The 20,078-nt window shown below is 42.6% G+C and carries 17 protein-coding genes; 10 read left to right on the top strand and 7 right to left on the bottom strand.

Features of this window, described 5'->3' with window-relative positions:
• Positions 1–256: 256 nt before the first annotated feature.
• The 3 genes from pheT to BQ7489_RS05340 form a co-directional block, all read right to left on the bottom strand.
• On the bottom strand, positions 257–2,719 hold the full coding sequence (gene pheT, locus BQ7489_RS05350; protein ID WP_072530265.1) for a phenylalanine--tRNA ligase subunit beta: 2,463 nt from the start codon (positions 2,717–2,719) through the stop codon (positions 257–259).
• A gap of 94 nt (positions 2,720–2,813) precedes the next feature.
• On the bottom strand, positions 2,814–4,379 hold the full coding sequence (gene dnaB / locus BQ7489_RS05345; protein ID WP_072530264.1) for a replicative DNA helicase: 1,566 nt from the start codon (positions 4,377–4,379) through the stop codon (positions 2,814–2,816).
• Positions 4,380–4,470: 91 nt separating this feature from the next.
• A complete protein-coding gene (locus tag BQ7489_RS05340) occupies positions 4,471–5,787 on the bottom strand; it encodes a serine hydrolase domain-containing protein (protein ID WP_239496923.1) in 1,317 nt (438 codons plus the stop codon).
• Between the two features lie 270 nt (positions 5,788–6,057).
• Between BQ7489_RS05340 and ispE the strand changes: the two genes are divergently transcribed.
• From ispE to BQ7489_RS05325, 3 genes are all read left to right on the top strand, one after another.
• A complete protein-coding gene (gene ispE, locus BQ7489_RS05335; RefSeq protein WP_072530263.1) occupies positions 6,058–6,882 on the top strand; it encodes a 4-(cytidine 5'-diphospho)-2-C-methyl-D-erythritol kinase in 825 nt (274 codons plus the stop codon).
• 14 nt (positions 6,883–6,896) lie between these two features.
• Positions 6,897–8,540 (top strand): pseudouridine synthase, encoded by a 1,644-nt coding sequence (locus tag BQ7489_RS05330; protein ID WP_072532040.1) that lies wholly within the window; start codon positions 6,897–6,899, stop codon positions 8,538–8,540.
• Between the two features lie 141 nt (positions 8,541–8,681).
• Positions 8,682–9,230 (top strand): hypothetical protein, encoded by a 549-nt coding sequence (locus BQ7489_RS05325; protein ID WP_162617777.1) that lies wholly within the window; start codon positions 8,682–8,684, stop codon positions 9,228–9,230.
• A 113-nt stretch (positions 9,231–9,343) separates the two neighbouring features.
• On the opposite strand, the gene BQ7489_RS05320 is transcribed toward BQ7489_RS05325, so the two are convergent.
• Genes BQ7489_RS05320 through BQ7489_RS05310 form a run of 3 tightly spaced genes read right to left on the bottom strand, consistent with a single transcriptional unit; the run spans position 9,344 to position 12,279 of the window.
• A complete protein-coding gene (locus BQ7489_RS05320) occupies positions 9,344–10,495 on the bottom strand; it encodes a cytochrome d ubiquinol oxidase subunit II (RefSeq protein ID WP_072530261.1) in 1,152 nt (383 codons plus the stop codon).
• Between the two features lie 37 nt (positions 10,496–10,532).
• Positions 10,533–12,032 carry a cytochrome ubiquinol oxidase subunit I gene (locus tag BQ7489_RS05315; RefSeq protein WP_072530260.1) on the bottom strand — a complete coding sequence of 500 codons (1,500 nt, stop codon included), beginning with the start codon at positions 12,030–12,032 and terminating at the stop codon, positions 10,533–10,535.
• Positions 12,033–12,051: 19 nt separating this feature from the next.
• A complete protein-coding gene (locus tag BQ7489_RS05310; RefSeq protein WP_072530259.1) occupies positions 12,052–12,279 on the bottom strand; it encodes a DUF4492 domain-containing protein in 228 nt (75 codons plus the stop codon).
• A 146-nt stretch (positions 12,280–12,425) separates the two neighbouring features.
• Between BQ7489_RS05310 and BQ7489_RS05305 the strand changes: the two genes are divergently transcribed.
• The 7 genes from BQ7489_RS05305 to BQ7489_RS05275 all read left to right on the top strand — a co-directional run bounded on the left by BQ7489_RS05305 (position 12,426) and on the right by BQ7489_RS05275 (position 19,719).
• The gene (locus BQ7489_RS05305; RefSeq protein ID WP_072530258.1) at positions 12,426–13,772 is read left to right on the top strand and encodes a TolC family protein; all 1,347 of its coding nucleotides are present in this window, start codon (positions 12,426–12,428) and stop codon (positions 13,770–13,772) included.
• Between the two features lie 21 nt (positions 13,773–13,793).
• On the top strand, positions 13,794–15,008 hold the full coding sequence (locus BQ7489_RS05300; protein ID WP_072530257.1) for an efflux RND transporter periplasmic adaptor subunit: 1,215 nt from the start codon (positions 13,794–13,796) through the stop codon (positions 15,006–15,008).
• A 15-nt stretch (positions 15,009–15,023) separates the two neighbouring features.
• Complete coding sequence (locus tag BQ7489_RS05295; protein WP_072530256.1) at positions 15,024–15,776, top strand: ABC transporter ATP-binding protein; 753 nt, start codon at positions 15,024–15,026, stop codon at positions 15,774–15,776.
• 11 nt (positions 15,777–15,787) lie between these two features.
• Positions 15,788–17,008 carry an ABC transporter permease gene (locus BQ7489_RS05290; protein WP_072530255.1) on the top strand — a complete coding sequence of 407 codons (1,221 nt, stop codon included), beginning with the start codon at positions 15,788–15,790 and terminating at the stop codon, positions 17,006–17,008.
• Positions 17,009–17,193: 185 nt separating this feature from the next.
• Positions 17,194–18,258, top strand: a complete 1,065-nt coding sequence (locus BQ7489_RS05285; protein ID WP_072530254.1) for a sensor histidine kinase — start codon at positions 17,194–17,196, stop codon at positions 18,256–18,258.
• Positions 18,259–18,264: 6 nt separating this feature from the next.
• Positions 18,265–18,999, top strand: coding sequence for a LytR/AlgR family response regulator transcription factor (locus BQ7489_RS05280; protein WP_072530253.1), 735 nt, complete (start codon positions 18,265–18,267; stop codon positions 18,997–18,999).
• A gap of 351 nt (positions 19,000–19,350) precedes the next feature.
• Positions 19,351–19,719 carry a hypothetical protein gene (locus BQ7489_RS05275; protein WP_072530252.1) on the top strand — a complete coding sequence of 123 codons (369 nt, stop codon included), beginning with the start codon at positions 19,351–19,353 and terminating at the stop codon, positions 19,717–19,719.
• Between the two features lie 10 nt (positions 19,720–19,729).
• Here BQ7489_RS05275 and BQ7489_RS05270 read toward each other — a convergent pair whose 3' ends face one another.
• Complete coding sequence (locus tag BQ7489_RS05270; protein ID WP_072530251.1) at positions 19,730–19,936, bottom strand: hypothetical protein; 207 nt, start codon at positions 19,934–19,936, stop codon at positions 19,730–19,732.
• Positions 19,937–20,078: the final 142 nt, after the last annotated feature.

Below are 20,078 nucleotides of genomic sequence, written 5' to 3'. Positions count from 1 at the left end.
TAAGTTTTCTTTTTATTTATTATACTGAACAAGCTTCCTGTATTTCCAGTATCCTATTCCACTAATCAGTAAGCATCCCAAGCCACCCGCAATGGCCAATCCATTCTTCCATGGCGCATTGAGAGAAAAATCCCAAAGGACTCTTGCAGCCTGAAACGCAAGTACCAAACCCACGGAAAATGCTGTCAGGCATCTCCGCTTAGCTTTCAAGTGATAATCTGGTTTTATATCGTAACGCATCATTCAGTGCTTTATCTTATCGAAGTACGGCCCCCAGCTTGTTCTGCAGGTTGCCAATCAGCTTCTGCATGAGCTTGTCAATCTGCTTGTCGTTCAAAGTAGCATTCTCATCCTGAAGCATGAAGCTCACGGCATAGCTCTTCTTCCCAGCCTCCAGGTTCTTGCCTTCATAAACGTCGAACAATTCTACACTCTTCAGCAACTTACGATCTGTTTCGTAAGCGACCTTTTCAATTTCTGCGAACTGCACCTTCTTGTCGATAAGCAAGGCAAGGTCACGCTTGACAGCAGGGAACTTTGAAATTTCCTTGAATGTAACCACATTGTTCTTGACAGCCTTCATCAGTTCTGTCCAGTTCAGGTCGGCAAAATAGACTTCGTTATCAATATCGAACTTCTTCTGAAGTTTCTTATGCAATGTTCCGAAAGTAGCCAACAACTTACCGCCACGAGTATGGACAGAAATGGCCGCAGCATAAATGTCATCGGTAAGGTTACCGAATACCAATGAACCGAAATTCAGTCCCAGACGGCGGAAAATATTCAGCACGTATGCCTTCAATTCGTATACGGAAGACTGTTCGTCTGGATGAGCCCAAGAGTTGCTTACACGCTTACCGGTCACCCACAAACCCATATGCAGTTCTTCTGAATAGGCAGCCAGCACTTTTTCAGGATTCTTCTTTTCGGCATGGAAATGATAACAGTTACCGAATTCAAAGAACTTCAAGTCGGCGTTCTTACGGTTTGCGTTATGCTGGATGCTTTCCAAACCACCGAACAGCAGCGTAGCACGCATTACATTCAAGTCATTGCTCAGCGGATTCATCACACGGACCAGATTTTCCGGTCTGTATGTTTCCAGACCATCGTAATATGCAGCAGCCGTCAATGAATTGTTCAATATTTCATTGAAACCGCAGCCTACCAGCTGTTCGGATACCAGATTCTGCAATTTTACTGATTTGTCGACAGCACCCTTTACACTCAAGCTGGACTTCAAGGCCGTAGGAATCTCTACATTGTTATAACCATAAATACGGAGAATATCCTCAACGACGTCGCACGGGCGCTGGACATCTACCCGATAGGCAGGAACAACCAGAGACAAGCCCTCCGGAGTTTCGTTGATAATTTTCATCTCCAGACTTGTCACGATACTCTTGATCGTTTCAACCGGAATAACCTTTCCGACCAATGAATTTATATAGTCAAAAGTCAGCTCAACCTGGAAATCGTTGATCGGAGTTGGATAATTATCCTTGATTTCAGAAGCAATCTCACCGCCGGCCAGTTCCTTGACCAATAAAGCAGCTTCCTTCAATGCATAAATTGTTCCATGCGGATCAATACCACGTTCGAAACGGAACGAAGAATCGGTACTCAAACCATGGCGGCGTGCAGTCTTACGCACCCAAGTAGGATGGAAATAAGCACTTTCCAGGAACACATCCTTAGTGGCTTCCGTAGTACCCGAGTCCAGACCGCCGAAAACACCGGCAATACACATCGGTTCCTCTACATTGCAGATCATCAGATCGCGGTCGGACAACTTACGTTCCACCTCATCCAGCGTAACGAACGGAGTACCTTCGGGGCAAGTCTTCACCACAATCTTTCCGCCCTTTATCTTGTCGGCGTCAAAACAATGCATAGGCTGTCCGTATGCATGCAGAATATAATTGGTAATATCCACAATATTGTTGATCGGACGGACTCCAATCGTACGCAACTTGTTCTGCAGCCATTCCGGACTTTCCTTGACTGTCACATTCTTGATGGCCACACCGGCGTAACGCGGACATGCTTCCGTATTTTCCACCACAATATCGATATCCATATCATGATTGTCGACTTTAAACGCATCGACAGAAGGACGTGTCAATGAAGCCTGATAACCGTTCTGAACCAACCATGCATACAAGTCACGGGCTACACCGTAATGAGAACATGCATCAGCACGGTTAGGGGTAATATCCACTTCAAAAACGTAATCACTCTTGATATTGTAATAATCTTTGGCCAGAGTTCCAGGAACGACATCGGCCGGCAGTACGATAATCCCCTCATGACTTGTACCTATACCGATTTCATCTTCAGCACAGATCATACCGTTTGACTCCACGCCACGCAGCTTTGACCTTTTGATGGTTATACATTGGTCGCCGTCATACAGCTTGGTACCTATCGTAGCTACCACAACTTTCTGTCCGGCTGCCACATTTGCTGCACCGCAAACTATCTGTACAGGCTCTCCTTGTCCCAGATTGACAGTAGTGATATGCATGTGGTCTGAATTCGGATGCGGCTCACAAGTCAGGACTTCACCGATAACCAGTCCCTCCAGTCCGCCTTTGATGGATTGAACTTCCTCTACCCCATCAGTTTCCAGTCCGATAGAGGTAAGTGCGGCTGACACTTCTTCGGGTGTCAAATCAAAATTGACATACTCCTTCAGCCAATTATAAGAAATATTCATATGGTATAGTTTTATGTATTTCTAGAAATGATGTGCAAATTTAATACAAATATTTGGTATACAACAGGAGAGTTCCCTTTTTTATTCATCCGTATCAGAACGGAACCTCATTGACCGGCCCTCCAAAAGGATTCGCCGGTTGCGACATATCTTCTACCGAAGGTGGTGGCGGAACAAAACTCTGCCCTCCTCCGTCATTCATTTTCGAACGGAGTACGGGTGCTGCATTCTCCTCACCCGGCATCGGCACAATCATATCGTCATCCGGATTCTGGAAACGGGCGAATTCGGCACGGAAACGCAGGAGCACATCTCCCACGGCACCGTTACGGTGCTTGGCAATAATGATTTCCGCCATACCATGAAGGTCATTCCCTTTATCATCGGTATAAATCTTATAATATTCAGGACGATGTATGAAGCATACCATATCGGCATCCTGCTCAATGGCTCCCGATTCACGCAAATCACTCAGCTGCGGCCGCTTGCCTTCAATACCTTCACGGTTCTCCACCCCACGGTTCAGCTGGCTCAACGCTACAATAGGAATATTGAGTTCCTTCGCCAGTCCCTTCAAGGAACGGGATATGGTGCTGACCTCTTCCTGACGGCTGCCATACGACATTCCGCTTGCGTTCATCAGCTGAAGGTAGTCGATGATTATGATCTTCACCCCATGTTCGCGCACCAGACGGCGGGCCTTGGTACGAAGTTCGAATACCGACAGGGAAGGAGTATCATCCACATAAAGCGGAGCGTCATACAGTTCCTTTATCTTATAGTCCAACTGTCCCCACTCATACGGAGCCAGCTGTCCGCTCTTGATCTTCTCACCAGGAATTTCACAGACATTCACAATCAGACGGTTGACCAGCTGGACATTACTCATTTCAAGAGAGAAAAGAGCCACCGGGACCTTGTTATTCACCGCCATATTCTTCGCCATGGAAAGAACAAAAGCCGTCTTACCCATCGCCGGACGGGCCGCAATGATAATCAGGTCGGAATTCTGCCATCCGGACGTCATCTTATCCAACTGATGAAAGCCGCTGGAAAGACCACTCAGACCATCGGTACGTGCAGCAGCCTTCTGAAGCATCTCGTAAGCTTCCTGAATAACCGGATTAATCTGAGTATAATCCTTTTTCATATTCTGCTGAGATATCTCAAACAGCTTGCCTTCGGCTTCCTGCATCAAATCATCAACATCCTGCGTCTCGTCAAAAGCCTTTGTCTGAATATTACTGGTAAAGGATATCAGTTCACGGGCCAGGAACTTCTGGGCTATGATACGCGCATGATATTCGATGTGGGCTGAAGAAGCGACCTTACCACTGAGCTGGGTAATATAGAAAGGTCCTCCTACTTCCTCCAAATCACCCCGAGACCGCAACTGTTCGGTCACAGTCAATATATCGATCGGCTTCTGCTGGATAGCCAGATCTGTAATAGCAGCGTAAATCAGCTGGTTACGGTGTTCATAGAAAGATTCGGGACGAAGAATCTCACTCACCAACGAATAAGCGTCCTTCTCTATCATCAATGCTCCCAATACCGCTTCTTCCAGTTCGGGAGCCTGTGGTTGCAAATGTCCGTATTCGTCTACCGGTTTCGTCTTTGTAGCCTTGGGAACACGGGTCGTTCTTCTTGTTTCTGCCATGTATCAATTAACTTAAAGTGGGGCAAAGATAAGCAATTTATAGAACCGGAGTCTCAATACCCTTAGAAATATCTGTATGACGGAACGTATTTCAGACCGGATTATCCGACTCGAAAAGATTCCGATTAGGGAACAAAGCACCGTATTTTCTTCTGCACATTTCAAACAGTTTAGCTGTTTCCCTGGTAAAATAGGGGCCTCTCCATGTACTCGTATTCGTAATCAGAACCCAACATTCACCGTCTTTGTAACGCTTTACCAACGCACTTGTACCCGACAAGGTCCCGCTTCTCACCCACTCTCCATTCTTCTTCACATCGGCCCATCCCAACGGGAAAGTACTCCTGTCTATATAGGCAGTCATAGCCTCTATACTCCGGCGGTCCAGTATATCCGGGACAACAGAGTCCATATCGACCGAAGCCACCAGCCTACATATTTCTGCAGCCGAAGCACACCAAGCGCCGGCTCCTGCCAGATTATGGACATCATTTCCTCCATAACAACGTTCAACCTGATTCCCGCTGTTATTATATTCATCGACCAGTCCTGCCTTATCATGCACATAATATTTCACTTCATTCGGATACTTGTCCTTATAATAATTTCCGGCAATACGAAAGTCAAAGCAACCTGCCGGTTCAAGCACTTCTTTCCTCATGAATGTTTCATAATCCATCCCCGACACCTTTTCTATAATCATAGACAATAACAGATACCCGAAATTAGAATAACGCTGCCAGGTTCCCGGATCGTACCGCAATGACCGCCTTAAAATAATTTTCAACAAAGTTTCATGATCTGGAGCAGAAGTCAGATTATTGCCGATCATAATATACCGTGTAGAGAACATCGGATCACCCTGACGGTTGGTAAATCCGGCTCTATGACGCAACAGGTCTTCGACCGAAATCTTATAATACCGTTTATCGCGGATGGAACCGGCATAAGCCGTATCGTTCAAGATTCCGGAAGGCCCGAAAACCTTGTCAGTAAGTTTCAGCTTCTTTTCTTCCTGCAACTTCATAATCCCCACAGCCGTGACCAGTTTGGATACAGATGCCATACGGAGAATATGTGAAGGCTCCATCCTGATACCTTTCTCCTCCTCGGCCCATCCATAGCCTTTGGCATAAAGCAAGGAATCATTACGGGAAACCGCCAGAGAAACTCCCTTTATCCCCCACTTCCGCATAAAACGTTCAATATCCCGGTCCATTTTCTGCAGCTCCTCACAATCGGACAACCGGTTAGTCAACATTTCATTCAGATGAATCTGTTCCGGTTCATCATCCACAGGGACACTGGCTGCAGTATCTTCCACAGAAGAAAAAGAAGAAACTCCCACTACACATATAAAGACAAGAACAACAATGACGGATACTGATACAATATATTTCTTTTTCATATAAGACTACTTGTAAAGCATTTTAATTTGCGGGAGAATCCCGCAAACAAAGATACAAATACTTCCAGTATATGAATCATATTTATAGATTTTTACATCAAACCAGAAAATGTGCCGGACAGTTGCTTTGAATGAAAAACGACCGATAATGATATTGCCATATCCCAATCATTTCCCTTATTCCCGTCTGTTTATATTATTTCTCATAAATCCATTCGGTAATCAGAGTAGTTTTTATATCTTTGAAAAAATAAAAAACACACATACATTATGATTACTTTTCCGAACGCCAAAATAAATTTTGGATTAAATATTATTGAAAAACGCTCTGACGGTTACCACAATCTGGAAACCATTTTCTATCCTATCAACCTACAAGATGCATTGGAAGTAAACCGACTCGAGAACAGCCCTCTGCCATACAGGTTACGACTTAGCGGAACAGCCATTGACGGAGATCCAGAACAGAATCTGGTAGTAAAGGCTTACAAATTATTGAGTGAGAAATACAAAATGCCTCCCGTAGACATCCACCTGTTCAAACACATACCTACCGGTGCAGGATTAGGAGGAGGCTCTTCCGACTGTGCCTTTATGATCAAAGTCCTGAACGAGAAATTCCGCCTCGGCATGACACTGTCCGAAATGGAAGAATACGCCGCACAGTTAGGAGCCGACTGCGCCTTCTTTATCCAGAACCAGCCCGTATTCGCTACAGGCATAGGAAATATATTTGAACGTATACAATTGTCTTTAAACGGTTATCATATCATTCTGGTCAAACCCAATATTTTTGTCTCGACACGGGACGCTTTTGCACATATCCATCCCAAATATCCGGATATATCATTGAAGGAAGTGATACAGATGCCCGTAGACACCTGGAAGGATCACATGAAAAATGATTTTGAAAACAGCGTCTTTGCCAAATATCCGGAAATTGCAGCCATCAAAGACAAACTGTACGATATGGGCGCCATCTATGCATCCATGTCGGGATCCGGATCGGCGGTGTACGGACTTTTCAAGAAGCACATAGAGAACGTAGATGAAATCTTTGCCGGCTGTTTCTGCCGCCAACGTGAAATGATCTGAATCCAGTTATGGTAATGCTGTATACTGATTATATCCATCGGTTTTCTCACAAAATAACTGGTATTCCCTTGCCGGTTGCTTTTACCTTTCCATTTCACTACACGCCCCATAAATTGACGATACTGGCAGCCGATGAAGTACAAGCCTATTTAAGAAGCCGTACTGACTGGGAAGAAGAACTGCACGCCGGAAAAATGTTCGGTGTACTTGTGGTACGTACCTCCAACGGCCAGATCGGATATCTAGCCGCGTTTTCCGGTAACCTGGCGGGAAGTAACCTGCATGACTTTTTCGTTCCTCCCATATATGACCTTCTGAAACCCGACGGATTTTTCCGTATAGAGGAAGCCAACATCTCTGCCATCAACATGCAAATCAAAAAGATGGAAGAAAGCATGGAATACCAGTCTGCACGCACAACGTTAGCCGAAACAACATCTATGGCAGAACAACAATTAAGCAAAGCCAAACACGCACTGAAAGAAGCCAAGGCAGAACGCGAAAAGAAAAGGGCTCAAGGAGTTGATGAAACAGAACTGAAACGGATGGAAAGGGAAAGCCAGTTCCAGAAAGCAGAGTATAAACGGATGGAAAGAAGGATGAAAGACGAAATTAATGTCTACACAGAAAAGCTTCAGACAATTGAAAAGACAATTGACCAATTGAAGCAGGAACGGCGGAAGCGCTCTGCCCGTCTGCAGCAACAACTGTTCGAACAGTTCCACATTCTCAATGCAAAAGGTGAAATAAAGGATCTTTGTGAAATATTCAAAGATACACCACAAAAGACCCCGCCGGCCGGTGCCGGTGAATGTGCCCTACCCAAACTCCTGCAATTTGCCTATCTGCACCGGTTAGAACCACTGGCTATGGGAGAGTTCTGGTGGGGAATGTCGCCGAAAGATGAAATCCGCCATGAAGGACACTTCTACCCTTCCTGTAAAAGCAAATGCGAACCTATACTGAAACATATGCTGATAGGACTCAAGGTTGAAAAAAATCCGCTGGCAGAAAACATACACAAGGACACTCCCCTCGAAATTATCTACGAAGATGAATGGATTGTCGTCATTAACAAGCCTGCTGGCATGTTGTCTGTCCCTGGCAAAGACAACCTTGATTCAGTAAGCCAACGCCTGCATAGACTGTATCCTCATGCTACCGGCCCACTCATTGTCCATAGGCTCGACATGGCTACATCCGGCCTGATGCTGGCAGCCAAAGACAAGAATATCCATCAACAGCTGCAAGCCCTCTTTGAAACCAGAAAAATCAAGAAACGGTACACGGCAATCCTGGAAGGAAACGTTCCCGACAATGAAGGAAAAATAACACTCCCCCTTTGTCCGGACATCAATGACCGTCCCCGCCAAAGAGTAGACTACGAATATGGAAAACCGGCTGTCACACTCTATAAAGTGTTGGAAAAAACACCTGATGAAACCCTGGTGTCATTCTATCCCCAAACAGGAAGGACACATCAATTGCGTGTACATGCAGCTCATAACCAAGGATTGAACTGCCCCATTAAAGGAGATGAGCTTTACGGAAAAAAATCCGACCGTCTTTATCTGCATGCAACAGAACTGAGTTTCATCCATCCGGTAACAGGAAAAAAAATGCACATTATCAAAGAATCCGGATTCTCAATAACATGATATAGGAAAGGAATCTCTACCCTTTCTTTACATTATGTTTCCGAAGATTAAATTTTGTTATTCAAATAAACCTTTATCCCAACTTTCTGTCAAACCACCAGAAAGCGCGCTAAAGTAGAACTTATAAAAAATTCAGAACGTATGAAAAAAAGTCGTATACTTTCAACTTTGGTTATTGCAGCAATATGCTGCAGCAGTAGTGTATTTGCACAACCAGACTCTAAAGCTCCTCAAAGAAAACAACTCACCCAAGAAGAGCGGATTGAAATGAGAATCGAACGGATGGAACGTGAACTGATGCTGGATGACAAGACATCCGAAAAATTCGCTTCTCTATATAAAGAATATATAGAAGCAATGAAACAATGCCGTCCGGATTGCAAAAAAGAAATGAAAAAAGGAGAATGTCCCAAAAGAAACGAAATGACCGATGAGGACCTCTGCAAGAGAATGGAAGCATGTTTTGCCATGCAGAAAAAGGCAATCGAGACAAAAGAAACTTATTACAATAAGTTCAAAAAAATCTTGAATGCACGCCAACTGGAAAAATTATTCTGCAATCATGGCCGTCCTGGCATAATGGGTCCCAAAGGAAAACGCCAGTTCAAAAATCCCATGGCACAGCAAGGAGGACATGAAAAGCCATGTGGCAAGGCCGGATGCCACCACCAAGGCCCTCAAAACCCATGAAAAACGAAAGCGCGGAACAGATCTGCGAAAAATATGCAACAGAATGGAAAAATCCCCAGTTCATCATTGAACCGGGGATTTTCCTATTATAACACAATCAGACGGAATACAAATCAATAAGCATGTTCGTCTTCTTTCAACTCTTTAGATGTTATCGGTTTATTATCTATAGCCCTCCAGGCATAAACGATATAAGCCAAGACAAACGGAACCAGAATAGAAACATATGCCATTGTCTTCAACGTAAATTTACTGGAGCAGCTGTTCGCCAACGTCAATGAACTTTGTATGTCGGCCACAGACGGATAATAAGCTGTATCATTATATCCCACAGATAGCAACAAAGCCAGAACTGTCAATACAGTCCCTATGCCAGAGAACCAGATTCCTTTGGTATACGACGTCTTAAATATACTCATACCTAATCCATACAACACACCGACAACACCCACTAGGAACACAATCAACAAAACCGGCATAGCTGTCAGATTATGAAAATATTTATACGGCTCCATAACAATCTCACCAGTCTCTGCAACTACGGCAAAACCATCTTTCAATAATGTACGGATAACAAAAGCCAAAAAGAACACAAGGAAAGGAACGGCATCACTGATCAGTTGACGACGACAACGTGGAATCAGTTCATTGTCACGTATATTATTGATGAAATAAAGATTTCCCAATAGACGGGCCAGGAAAAATACAGCCAGACCTAGAATCAGGTTCCAAGGGTCACCGAATGCATCCAGTCCGTGCCATCCGTTAGCCCAACTACTGATTACAGGCATCATCCTATCGGTCATGTTCACCTTATCTACAATAAAGTTAGACCCGTTGAAGAATGTAGCTACAGCAGCTCCTAACAATACAGGACCGACCACTCCGTTAACAACCAAAAAATACTGGTAAGTACGTTTACCTAACAGATTTCCCAATTTTGACTGAAATTCATAAGACACGGCCTGTAATACAAAGCTAAAGAGAATAATCATCCATAACCAATATGCACCACCAAAACTTGTACTGTAGAACAAAGGGAAAGAAGCAAAGAAAGCGCCGCCAAACGTCACCAATGTAGTGAAAGTAAATTCCCATTTCCTCCCGGTTGAATTAACCAGCAGCGTACGTTCTTCGTCTGTACGTCCCAAACGGAACAACAGCGAATTTCCTCCCTGCACGAACAACAGGAACACCAATATTGCTCCAAGCAAAGAGACCAAGAACCACCAATAGTTCTGTAAGAATATATATGTAGAATCCATAAACCTATATTTTAGATGTAATTATCTTAACTCCTATTCAATCAGTTGTTTCAGGGCCTTTCTTTATAGCCTTTATCATGATGCCAATCTCTGCTATCAACAGGACAGTGAACATAATCAAGAAGATAAAGAACGTTGTCTGAACCGCACCGGTTTCCAATCGGGATACTGCCGCATTCAACGGCAGCAGATCCTGGATAGCCCATGGCTGACGTCCAACTTCGGCTACAATCCAACCAGCCTGACTGGCAATATAAGCCAGTGGAATGCTCCATAAAGCAATCCAATGCAACCAAGTAAGCTTTGACAACTTATGTTTCCATGCCACCAACAGAACCACAACAAAAAATGCAAGGAAATACATTCCCAGACCAACCATAACACGGAACGACCAGAAAAGCAACCATACATTAGGGACCAATGTATTCGGATCCTGGATATAGCCGTATCCGAAATATGGCATGTTTGCTTTAATAACCTCTTCCGACGCTTGCATACCGGCCTCATCACCCTCCTGTTTAGCCTGCCGGAAATCGGCCAACGCATTGACCGCTTTCTTTCCGCGCTCCATCTTTTCTATTACAGGCAATGCGGTTGAACCATCTTCCAAAGTATATCCTCCCAACAACAAATTATTGATACCCGGTACATATCCGTCCACATCGCGTGTAGCCAGGAATGAAAGCATGGAAGGAATTTTGATGTCACCCACTACAGTCAAAGGCTCTCCAGTACCACCGTCATACAAAGCCTCCATTGCAGCCAGTTTCATCGGCTGCACCTGCGCCACCTGATAAGCTGCCTTATCTCCGGAACCGGCTGTCACCAACGTAGCAAACAAACCTACCCATGCAGCTACCTTCATGCTGCCTACAGCAAATTCCTTCTCACGTTTACGGATAAGATACCATGCACTGACACCTATAACAAAAGCAGCGCCCAACATCCAGCTACTCAAAACGGTATGGAAAAACTTCATAACAGCCACCGGCGAAAATGCCACAGACATAAAATCGACCATTTCATTCCTAACCGTATCCGGATTGAATTCCATCCCTACCGGATACTGCATCCATGAATTGGCAACCAAAATCCACCAAGCGGAGATGGTGGCACCTAAACCTGTAAGCCATGTAGCTGCCAGATGGAACTTTTTACTGACCTTGTTCCATCCGAAAAACATTACGGCTACAAAAGTGGCCTCCATAAAAAATGCCAGAATTCCTTCTATGGCCAATGGAGCTCCGAATATATCTCCTACAAACCAGGAATAGTTGCTCCAGTTAGTTCCAAATTGAAACTCCAGAATCAATCCAGTAGCAACACCTACCGCAAAATTAATCCCGAACAACTTCATCCAAAACTTCACTGTACGCTTCCAGAATTCATTACCTGAAATAACATACAGTGTCTCCATCAGTCCCATTATCACCGCCAACCCTAAAGTCAGAGGAACAAACAGCCAATGGTACATCGCAGTCAGGGCAAACTGTGCCCTTGACCAATCAATCATCGATGTGTCAATGCTTCCTAACATAAAATACTTATTTAAAAGGTTAATGATTATTTTCTGCTGCACGGTCTACCAGTTCACTCCCGACAAACTCTTCCTTTTCCTCCGTCGTCTTACCCTTCAGAAAAGAGGGGAAAAAGAATAATTTCAAGATAAAGAACATGATAAAAAGCTTGATCAGAATCAACAGCCATAATGTACGGCCTATAGTCATACTCCTAAAGCCATCTAAATAGAAATGCCATATAGATACCAGAAACTTTTTGGTCATAATTGAATTTTATAATCATTACAAAGAAAAGTCATTTATCGGTAAAAAACAAGATTTAATCCCGATAAATTATCCATTAATCTAGTTCTTTTGCAGAGCATAATAAGGTATTTTACTTTTGCATCAGTCAATTAAAGCAATAAAACATGAAACAAAAAGCATTATGCCTCATCGCCTTTCTTTCGGCAACCGCTCCCTTCATGGCCCAAGAAAGCAGCAAGGAATGGACGCTGGAAGATTGCATTAATTATGCATTGGACAAAAACATTCAGCTTCAACAGAACAAAAACGCTCTAGAAGAAAGTGAAATTGAAATCAAAAGTGCCAAGGCTGCATTGTTTCCAAGTCTCTCTTTCAGTACAAGCCACAACCTGGTAAACCGCCCCTACCAGGAAAACAGTAATACAGTCAGCGGAACAGAAATTATCCAAAGTTCCGATAAAAGTACTTATAACGGGAATTATAATTTAAGCGCACAATGGACTGTATGGAACGGTGGCCGCCGGCTGAATAACATCAAACAGCAAAAGACCAACCGTGATATAGCGAATCTGAATGTAGCCGAAACAGAAAATATGCTCCAGGAAGAAATTACGAAACTGTTTGTCCAGATTCTATATGCCGATGAGTCTGTAAAGATAAATCAGAATACATTGGAAACCAGTAAGGCCACTTATCAACGTGGGGAGGAACTGTATGAAGAAGGCAGTATTTCCAAAGCCGATCTCGCCCAACTGGAAGCACAGGTAGGGAACGACCAGTACCAATTGGTCACTTCCGAAAGTACCCTACGCAACTACAAGCTTCAGTTGAAACAAATGCTAGAGCTTGACGGTACAGCCGAAATGAACCTGATTCTTCCGCAACTAAATGACGATGATGTCCTAAAAATGTTGCCAAGCCAGATTGATGTATACCAGACCGCATTGGCCAACCGTCCTGAAATACAGAGTGGAAAACTAAGCATCGACAATGCAAAGTTGGCAATTTCGGCTGCCAAATCAGGATATTACCCGACAATCAGCATGAACGCTTCAAGCAGCAGTACCACTAACAGTGCCAGTACCAGAAACTGGGCAGACCAGATAAAATATGGATGGAACAATATAATAGGTATTACATTAAGTGTTCCGATTTTCGATAACCGGCAAAACAAGACGAATGTCCAGAAAGCCCAGATCCAATACAGCAATACCCAGCTTGATCTGGAAACAAAGCAGAAAGAATTGTATAGCAACATAGAAACATTATGGCTCGATGCATTAAACGCACAGCAACAGTACAATGCAGCCGAAAGCAAATTAAAAAGTTGCCAAACCAGTTATGACATGGTAAGCGAACAATTCAACCTGGGCATGAAAAATACAGTAGAACTGCTTACTGAAAAGAACAACCTTCTAAGTGCAAAACAACAAAAAGTACAAGCCAAATACATGGCGATATTGAACCGTACCCTACTGAATTTTTATGCAGGAGAAAAAATCAACTTATAAAATAACTAAGGAATCAAACATATGAAAAAGAAAACAATTATCATTATCGCCGTAGCGGTATTAGTTGTCATTGCAGGCGGTTTCTGGATTTTCGGAGGATCGGGAGTGCAGAATAAAATAGACTTTGCAACAGAAAAGGCATCCATAGGCTCCGTAAGCAACTCCATTACAGCTACAGGGACTATTGAACCAGTAACCGAAGTTGAAGTCGGTACCCAGGTATCAGGTATCATCGATAAAATCTATATCGATTATAACTCTGTGGTCAAAAAAGGAGAAGTAATAGCCGAAATGGATAAAGTCACTCTGATTAGCGACTTACAGTCTTCCCAGGCGACTTATGATGGTGCAAAAGCAGAATATGACTATCAGAAAAAGCTATATGAACGTAACAAGAAGCTACATCAGAAAAATCTGATCAGTGATACTGATTATGAAGAATCGACATATAACTACCAACGTGCCAAAAGTTCTTACGAACAAGCTGAAGCAGCTTTATCGAAAGCCCAACGTAATCTTTCTTATGCAACCATTACTTCGCCTATCGATGGAGTAGTTACAAGTAAAGATGTAGAAGAAGGCCAGACTGTAGCATCCGGTTTCGAAACACCGACATTATTTACAATTGCAGCCGACCTGACAAAAATGCAGGTAGTAGCCGATGTTGATGAAGCAGATATTGCGGGAATAAAAGAAGGATCACGTGTTACCTTCACTGTTGATGCCTACCCGAACGATGTATTTGAAGGGCAAGTCTATCAGATACGCCTAGGAAGTACCAACAGTTCCAGTTCAACAAGCAGCTCTACCACAACTACAGTCGTAACATATGAAGTTGTCATTACAGCCGACAATCCCGACCTGAAACTGAAGCCACGCCTGACTGCCAATGTCACAATCTATACCAATGAACGCAACAATGTATTAACCGTACCATCAAAAGCTTTGAGATTTACTCCTGACCAACAAATTGCGGGAAAACGGACCATACAAGATTGTGAAGGCAAACAGAAAGTCTGGACTCTTGAAAACAACACTTTCATTGCACATCCTGTAAAGACTGGAATCAGTGACGGGAGCAAAACTGAAATACTGGAAGGCATAACAGAAGGTACCGCGGTTGTAACAGAAACAATACTCAAAGGTTCAATTCCGGAAACACAAGAAGGATCTTCCGGTGAAAGTGAACGTAGTCCATTCATGCCAGGCCCTCCGGGAAACAACAAGAAAAAATAATAAAATCGGGTGATCATGAATAATAATAAAGTAGTCATAGAATTACAAAACATCAAACGGAACTTCCTGGTAGGCGATGAAGTGGTTCATGCTTTACGAGGCATCTCATTTACCATCCGTGAAGGTGAATTTGTTACAATCATGGGAACCTCCGGGTCCGGAAAATCCACCTTACTGAACACTTTGGGATGTCTGGATACTCCGACAAGTGGAGAATATCTTCTGGATGGTGTATCCGTACGCACCATGAGCAAGCCTCAGCGTGCCATATTGCGCAACCGTAAGATAGGTTTCGTTTTCCAGAACTATAACTTGCTGCCCAAGACAACAGCCATAGAGAATGTGGAATTACCGTTGATGTATAACTCCAGCGTAAGTGCTGCCGAAAGGCGTAAACGAGCCATTGACGCACTGATAGCTGTAGGGTTAGGAGACCGATTGGAACATAAATCCAACCAGATGTCGGGTGGACAGATGCAACGTGTTGCCATAGCACGTGCGTTAGTAAACAATCCGGCTGTAATCCTGGCCGATGAAGCAACCGGTAACCTGGACACACGAACCTCTTTTGAGATTCTTGTACTTTTCCAGAAACTGCACGCCGAAGGAAGAACGATCATCTTCGTTACACACAACCCGGAACTGTCACAATACAGTAGCCGCAATATCCGCCTGCGTGACGGACACGTAATTGAAGATACGGTAAATAACCATATTCTTTCGGCAGCAGAAGCTCTGGCAGCCTTACCTAAAAATGATGAAGACTAATTAAGAAAAAAATGAACGGTACAAATCTATTTAAAATAGCACTGAGAGCATTGTCAAACAACAAGCTGCGTGCCTTTTTGACCATGTTGGGAATCATAATCGGTGTCGCTTCTGTCATTGCCATGCTAGCCATCGGACAAGGTTCAAAGAAAAGTATCCAGAAACAGATTTCGGAAATGGGTTCGAATATGATCATGATCCATCCGGGAGCTGAGATGCGTGGAGGGGTCCGTCAGGATCCATCCTCCATGCAAACCCTGAAACTGGAAAACTATGAAACGTTACGTGACGAATGTATGTTCCTTTCTGCCATCAGTCCGAACGTATCTTCTTCAGGGCAATTGATTGCCGGAGCCAATAACTACCCCTCTTCTGTCAGTGGCGTCAGCATTGACTACCTGACAATCCGCCAACTGACTGTAGAAGAAGGAGAAATGTTTACTGAAAATGACATCCATACAGCAGCAAAAGTATGTGTAATCGGTAAAACCATTGTCGACAATCTGTTTCCCGACGGATCAGACCCGATAGGCAAAGTAATCCGTTGCAATAAGATACCTTTGCGGGTTATCGGTGTCTTGAAATCGAAAGGCTACAACTCAATGGGTATGGACCAGGATGACATCGTACTGGCGCCTTATACTACAGTAATGAAACGTTTGTTAGCCCAGACTTACCTCAGCGAAATTTTTGCTTCGGCCCTGACAGAAGATATGACCGACGAAGCTGTCGATGAAATTACAGAAACTCTCCGCCGCGAACACAAACTGAAAGAAAGTGACGAAGATGACTTTACCATCCGTACACAACAGGAGCTCAGCTCCATGCTGAATACTACAACCGATCTGATGACAACCCTACTGGCCTGCATTGCCGGTATATCATTGGTAGTCGGCGGTATAGGAATTATGAATATCATGTATGTATCAGTGACTGAACGGACACGTGAAATCGGTCTGAGAATGTCTGTAGGAGCCCGTGGGGTAGATATATTGTCACAATTCCTTATAGAATCCATCCTTATCAGTATAACCGGCGGTCTCATCGGTGTAGTTCTGGGGTGTGGCGCCAGTTTCATCATCAAAACTGTAGCACATTGGCCTGTCTACATCCAGCCATGGAGTGTCCTGCTCTCATTTGCTGTATGTACCTTTACCGGCGTATTCTTTGGATGGTACCCTGCCAAAAAAGCAGCCGATCTGGATCCGATTGAAGCATTAAGATATGAATAATATCAAAGCAATGCATAATACAATATAATTTTCCTATAGAGCTTGTGAAAGCTCTCTTTTTAACTTTGTTCTTCATAACTTTGGTTTCCTTGTCCGGTTGCCGGAAGCATTTTATGCTGAAAGCAACCGGACTTTTTACAAAAAACATTATTTTTGCTTATAATCGTTTCCTATAATTATATATTATGAAACATACCATCAATATCACTCACCGCACGCTGGAAATACTCATACACATCACGTGTTGGGGCTTTGTCTTTGCTTTCCCGTTATTCTTTACCCAACGGAATAACGGAAGCATCAACTGGTCGGCCTATATCCATCACAGTATTGTCCCTACCACATTATTCATTATTTTCTATATAAACTATTTTCTGCTTATTCCCTTTATTTTATTTAAGGAAAAAAACAAAGAATTCGTATTCAGCAATATTGTACTGATTGCAGGTATGGCTATCGGATTACACTATTGGAATTCTTTCCGCCTTATGCCTCCTCCGACAGACCGGCCCACACCTCCTCCCTATATCTTTTATTTACGTGACATAGCCAGTCTGATATTTTCCGTCGGACTAAGTGTCGCAATCCGTATGAGTATCCGCTGGAGTGAAACTGAAACCGCACGAAGAGAAGCGGTCAAGAGCCGCACGGAAGCAGAACTGAAAAATCTCAGGAACCAATTGAATCCCCATTTCCTGCTTAACACCTTGAACAACATCTATGCCTTGATTTCTTTTGATACAGACAAGGCACAACAAGCCATACAAGAGCTAAGCAAATTGCTCAGATATGTATTATACGATAACCAACAGATGTTTGTACCATTAAAAAAAGAAATAGACTTTATATGTAACTACATAGAACTGATGCGGATCAGGGTTTCCTCACAGGTCAGTATTACAACAAACTTCGACATAAAACCGGAAAGTCACACTTTCATTGCGCCACTCATATTCATTTCTCTGATTGAAAACGCATTCAAACACGGAATATCCTCTACCGAAACAAGCTTTATCGACATTTCCATAACAGAAACCGACAACGAAATATGCTGTACCATACGAAATAGCAATTACCCGAAAAACCAGACTGATAAAAGTGGTTCCGGAATCGGCCTGGAACAAGTCAAAAAGCGCCTGGAGCTTGTTTATCCCAATGCATACAAATGGGACAAGTATGTATCAAAAGACAACAAAGAATACACCTCTACAATTAAAATATATCCCAATAATACACTCAACAAATATTGATAAACCATGAAACTGCGTTGCGCCATTGTTGACGATGAACCTCTAGCGTTAGGACTGCTGGAAAGTTATGTAAAAAAAACACCGTTACTGGAACTGAACGGAGCCTACTCAAGTGCAATTCAGGCCATGAAAAATCTACCGGAAAATCCTGTAAACCTTATTTTCCTCGATATTCAGATGCCTGAATTGAACGGTCTGGAATTCTCACGAATGATTCCCCAAGATACACGTATTATCTTCACAACCGCATTTGAACAATATGCACTTGACGGATATAAAGTCAATGCACTCGACTATCTGCTGAAACCAGTCAGTTACAGTGATTTCATGCAGGCTGTCAATAAAGCTGTCAAATGGTTCGAACTACAGCAAAAGGCTGAAGAAAATTCAAACAACTTCATCCAGGCATCATCTGAATCTAATTATATCTACATAAAAAGTGATTATAAGCTTATCCAGATAAATCTGGACAAGATTCTCTATATAGAGGGACTGAAAGATTATATCAAAATCCATCTGGAAGACGAACCCCGCCCCATTCTCTCACTGGTAAGCATGAGAGCCATGGAAGAAAAACTTCCTTCCAGCCGTTTCCTAAGAGTACACCGCTCATTTATCGTGCAAAAACAAAAGATAAAAGTAATCGACAAAGGACGCATCGTATTCGGTAAAGAATACATCCCTATATCAGACAGCTACAAACAGGAACTCCAAAATTATGTTAATGAACATATTGTTTGATATAGCCATCATTTTTTAACGTTTTTTTTAGCGGTCATGTATTTTTTTCTTTTCATTTCTTTGGCTCTTCTAAATATTACTTCTATATTTGTGATGTACATAATAAACAGAAGTTGTGAAACTTCTCATTTAAATAGTTTAGTTAAGTCTAGTTTAGTTTTTGTGTTGTGATACTCCTGGCAATAGAGTTTGCTAGGAGTATCTTTTTTATATATTTCTTGGCTTTATAAACCTATTTTTATAAATTTATGACATCTCGCTTATTCAAGAAACAAAAAATATAAAAATAAGATCCATTTTTAACTAAAAGATAAATGGAATCTATAATCAAAAAATATTAGCATAGACAAAATGAAAAAACTATTATTTACACTAGCCCTGACCATTGGAACAATCGGTCTGTATGCAAAGAACTATGTTTATTGTGAATTGGTAGGAACCGGAAAATTTCTCAACAATAAAATAAAGGTGAGAGTAGACTATGGACAGGAAACATCATTCTGGAAAGGAATATCATACCTAAAAGACGAGAACGGCAAAAACATTGAGTTCAATTCGATGGTGGATGCAATGAACTACTTCGGAAAACAAGGATGGGAGTTCGTTCAGGCTTACGTTATAACAAACGGAAATCAGAACGTATGTCATTGGTTACTGAAAAAAGACGTGACAGGAGAAGATATGGACAAAGCCCTTGAATCAGATGAACATAAAAAATGACATACATCCATTAATATCTGACCAGTTTTCGAGGAGATCCATGCCATGAACATCCCAAACAATATACCTCATCCGTATCATATCCTTCAAGAGATTCGACCGGATTTTTAGGCACAACCGAACCGTCTTCCATTACATACACAAGGAGTCTGTCGCCTTTTTCATTCTTGACGTACATTGCGGCAATCTTACATTGAGGACAAAGCATTTTTCTCATAAGCTATTTTATACATAATCATTATTAACTGATACAAAAATAAAGCAAGAGATGCATCCGACAATACCTTCTCAACAATATTTCCATTCATTTCATAAAACTTTAGTATTATATGACCTCCGTTTAATACATAATTCTTAGT

Origin of the sequence: Bacteroides ilei (assembly GCF_900128495.1) — a bacterium.
Taxonomy (GTDB): Bacteria; Bacteroidota; Bacteroidia; order Bacteroidales; family Bacteroidaceae; genus Phocaeicola; species Phocaeicola ilei.
The sequence above is the reverse complement of the archived record's forward strand: the minus strand, read 5'-3'. Positions and strand labels throughout refer to the sequence as shown.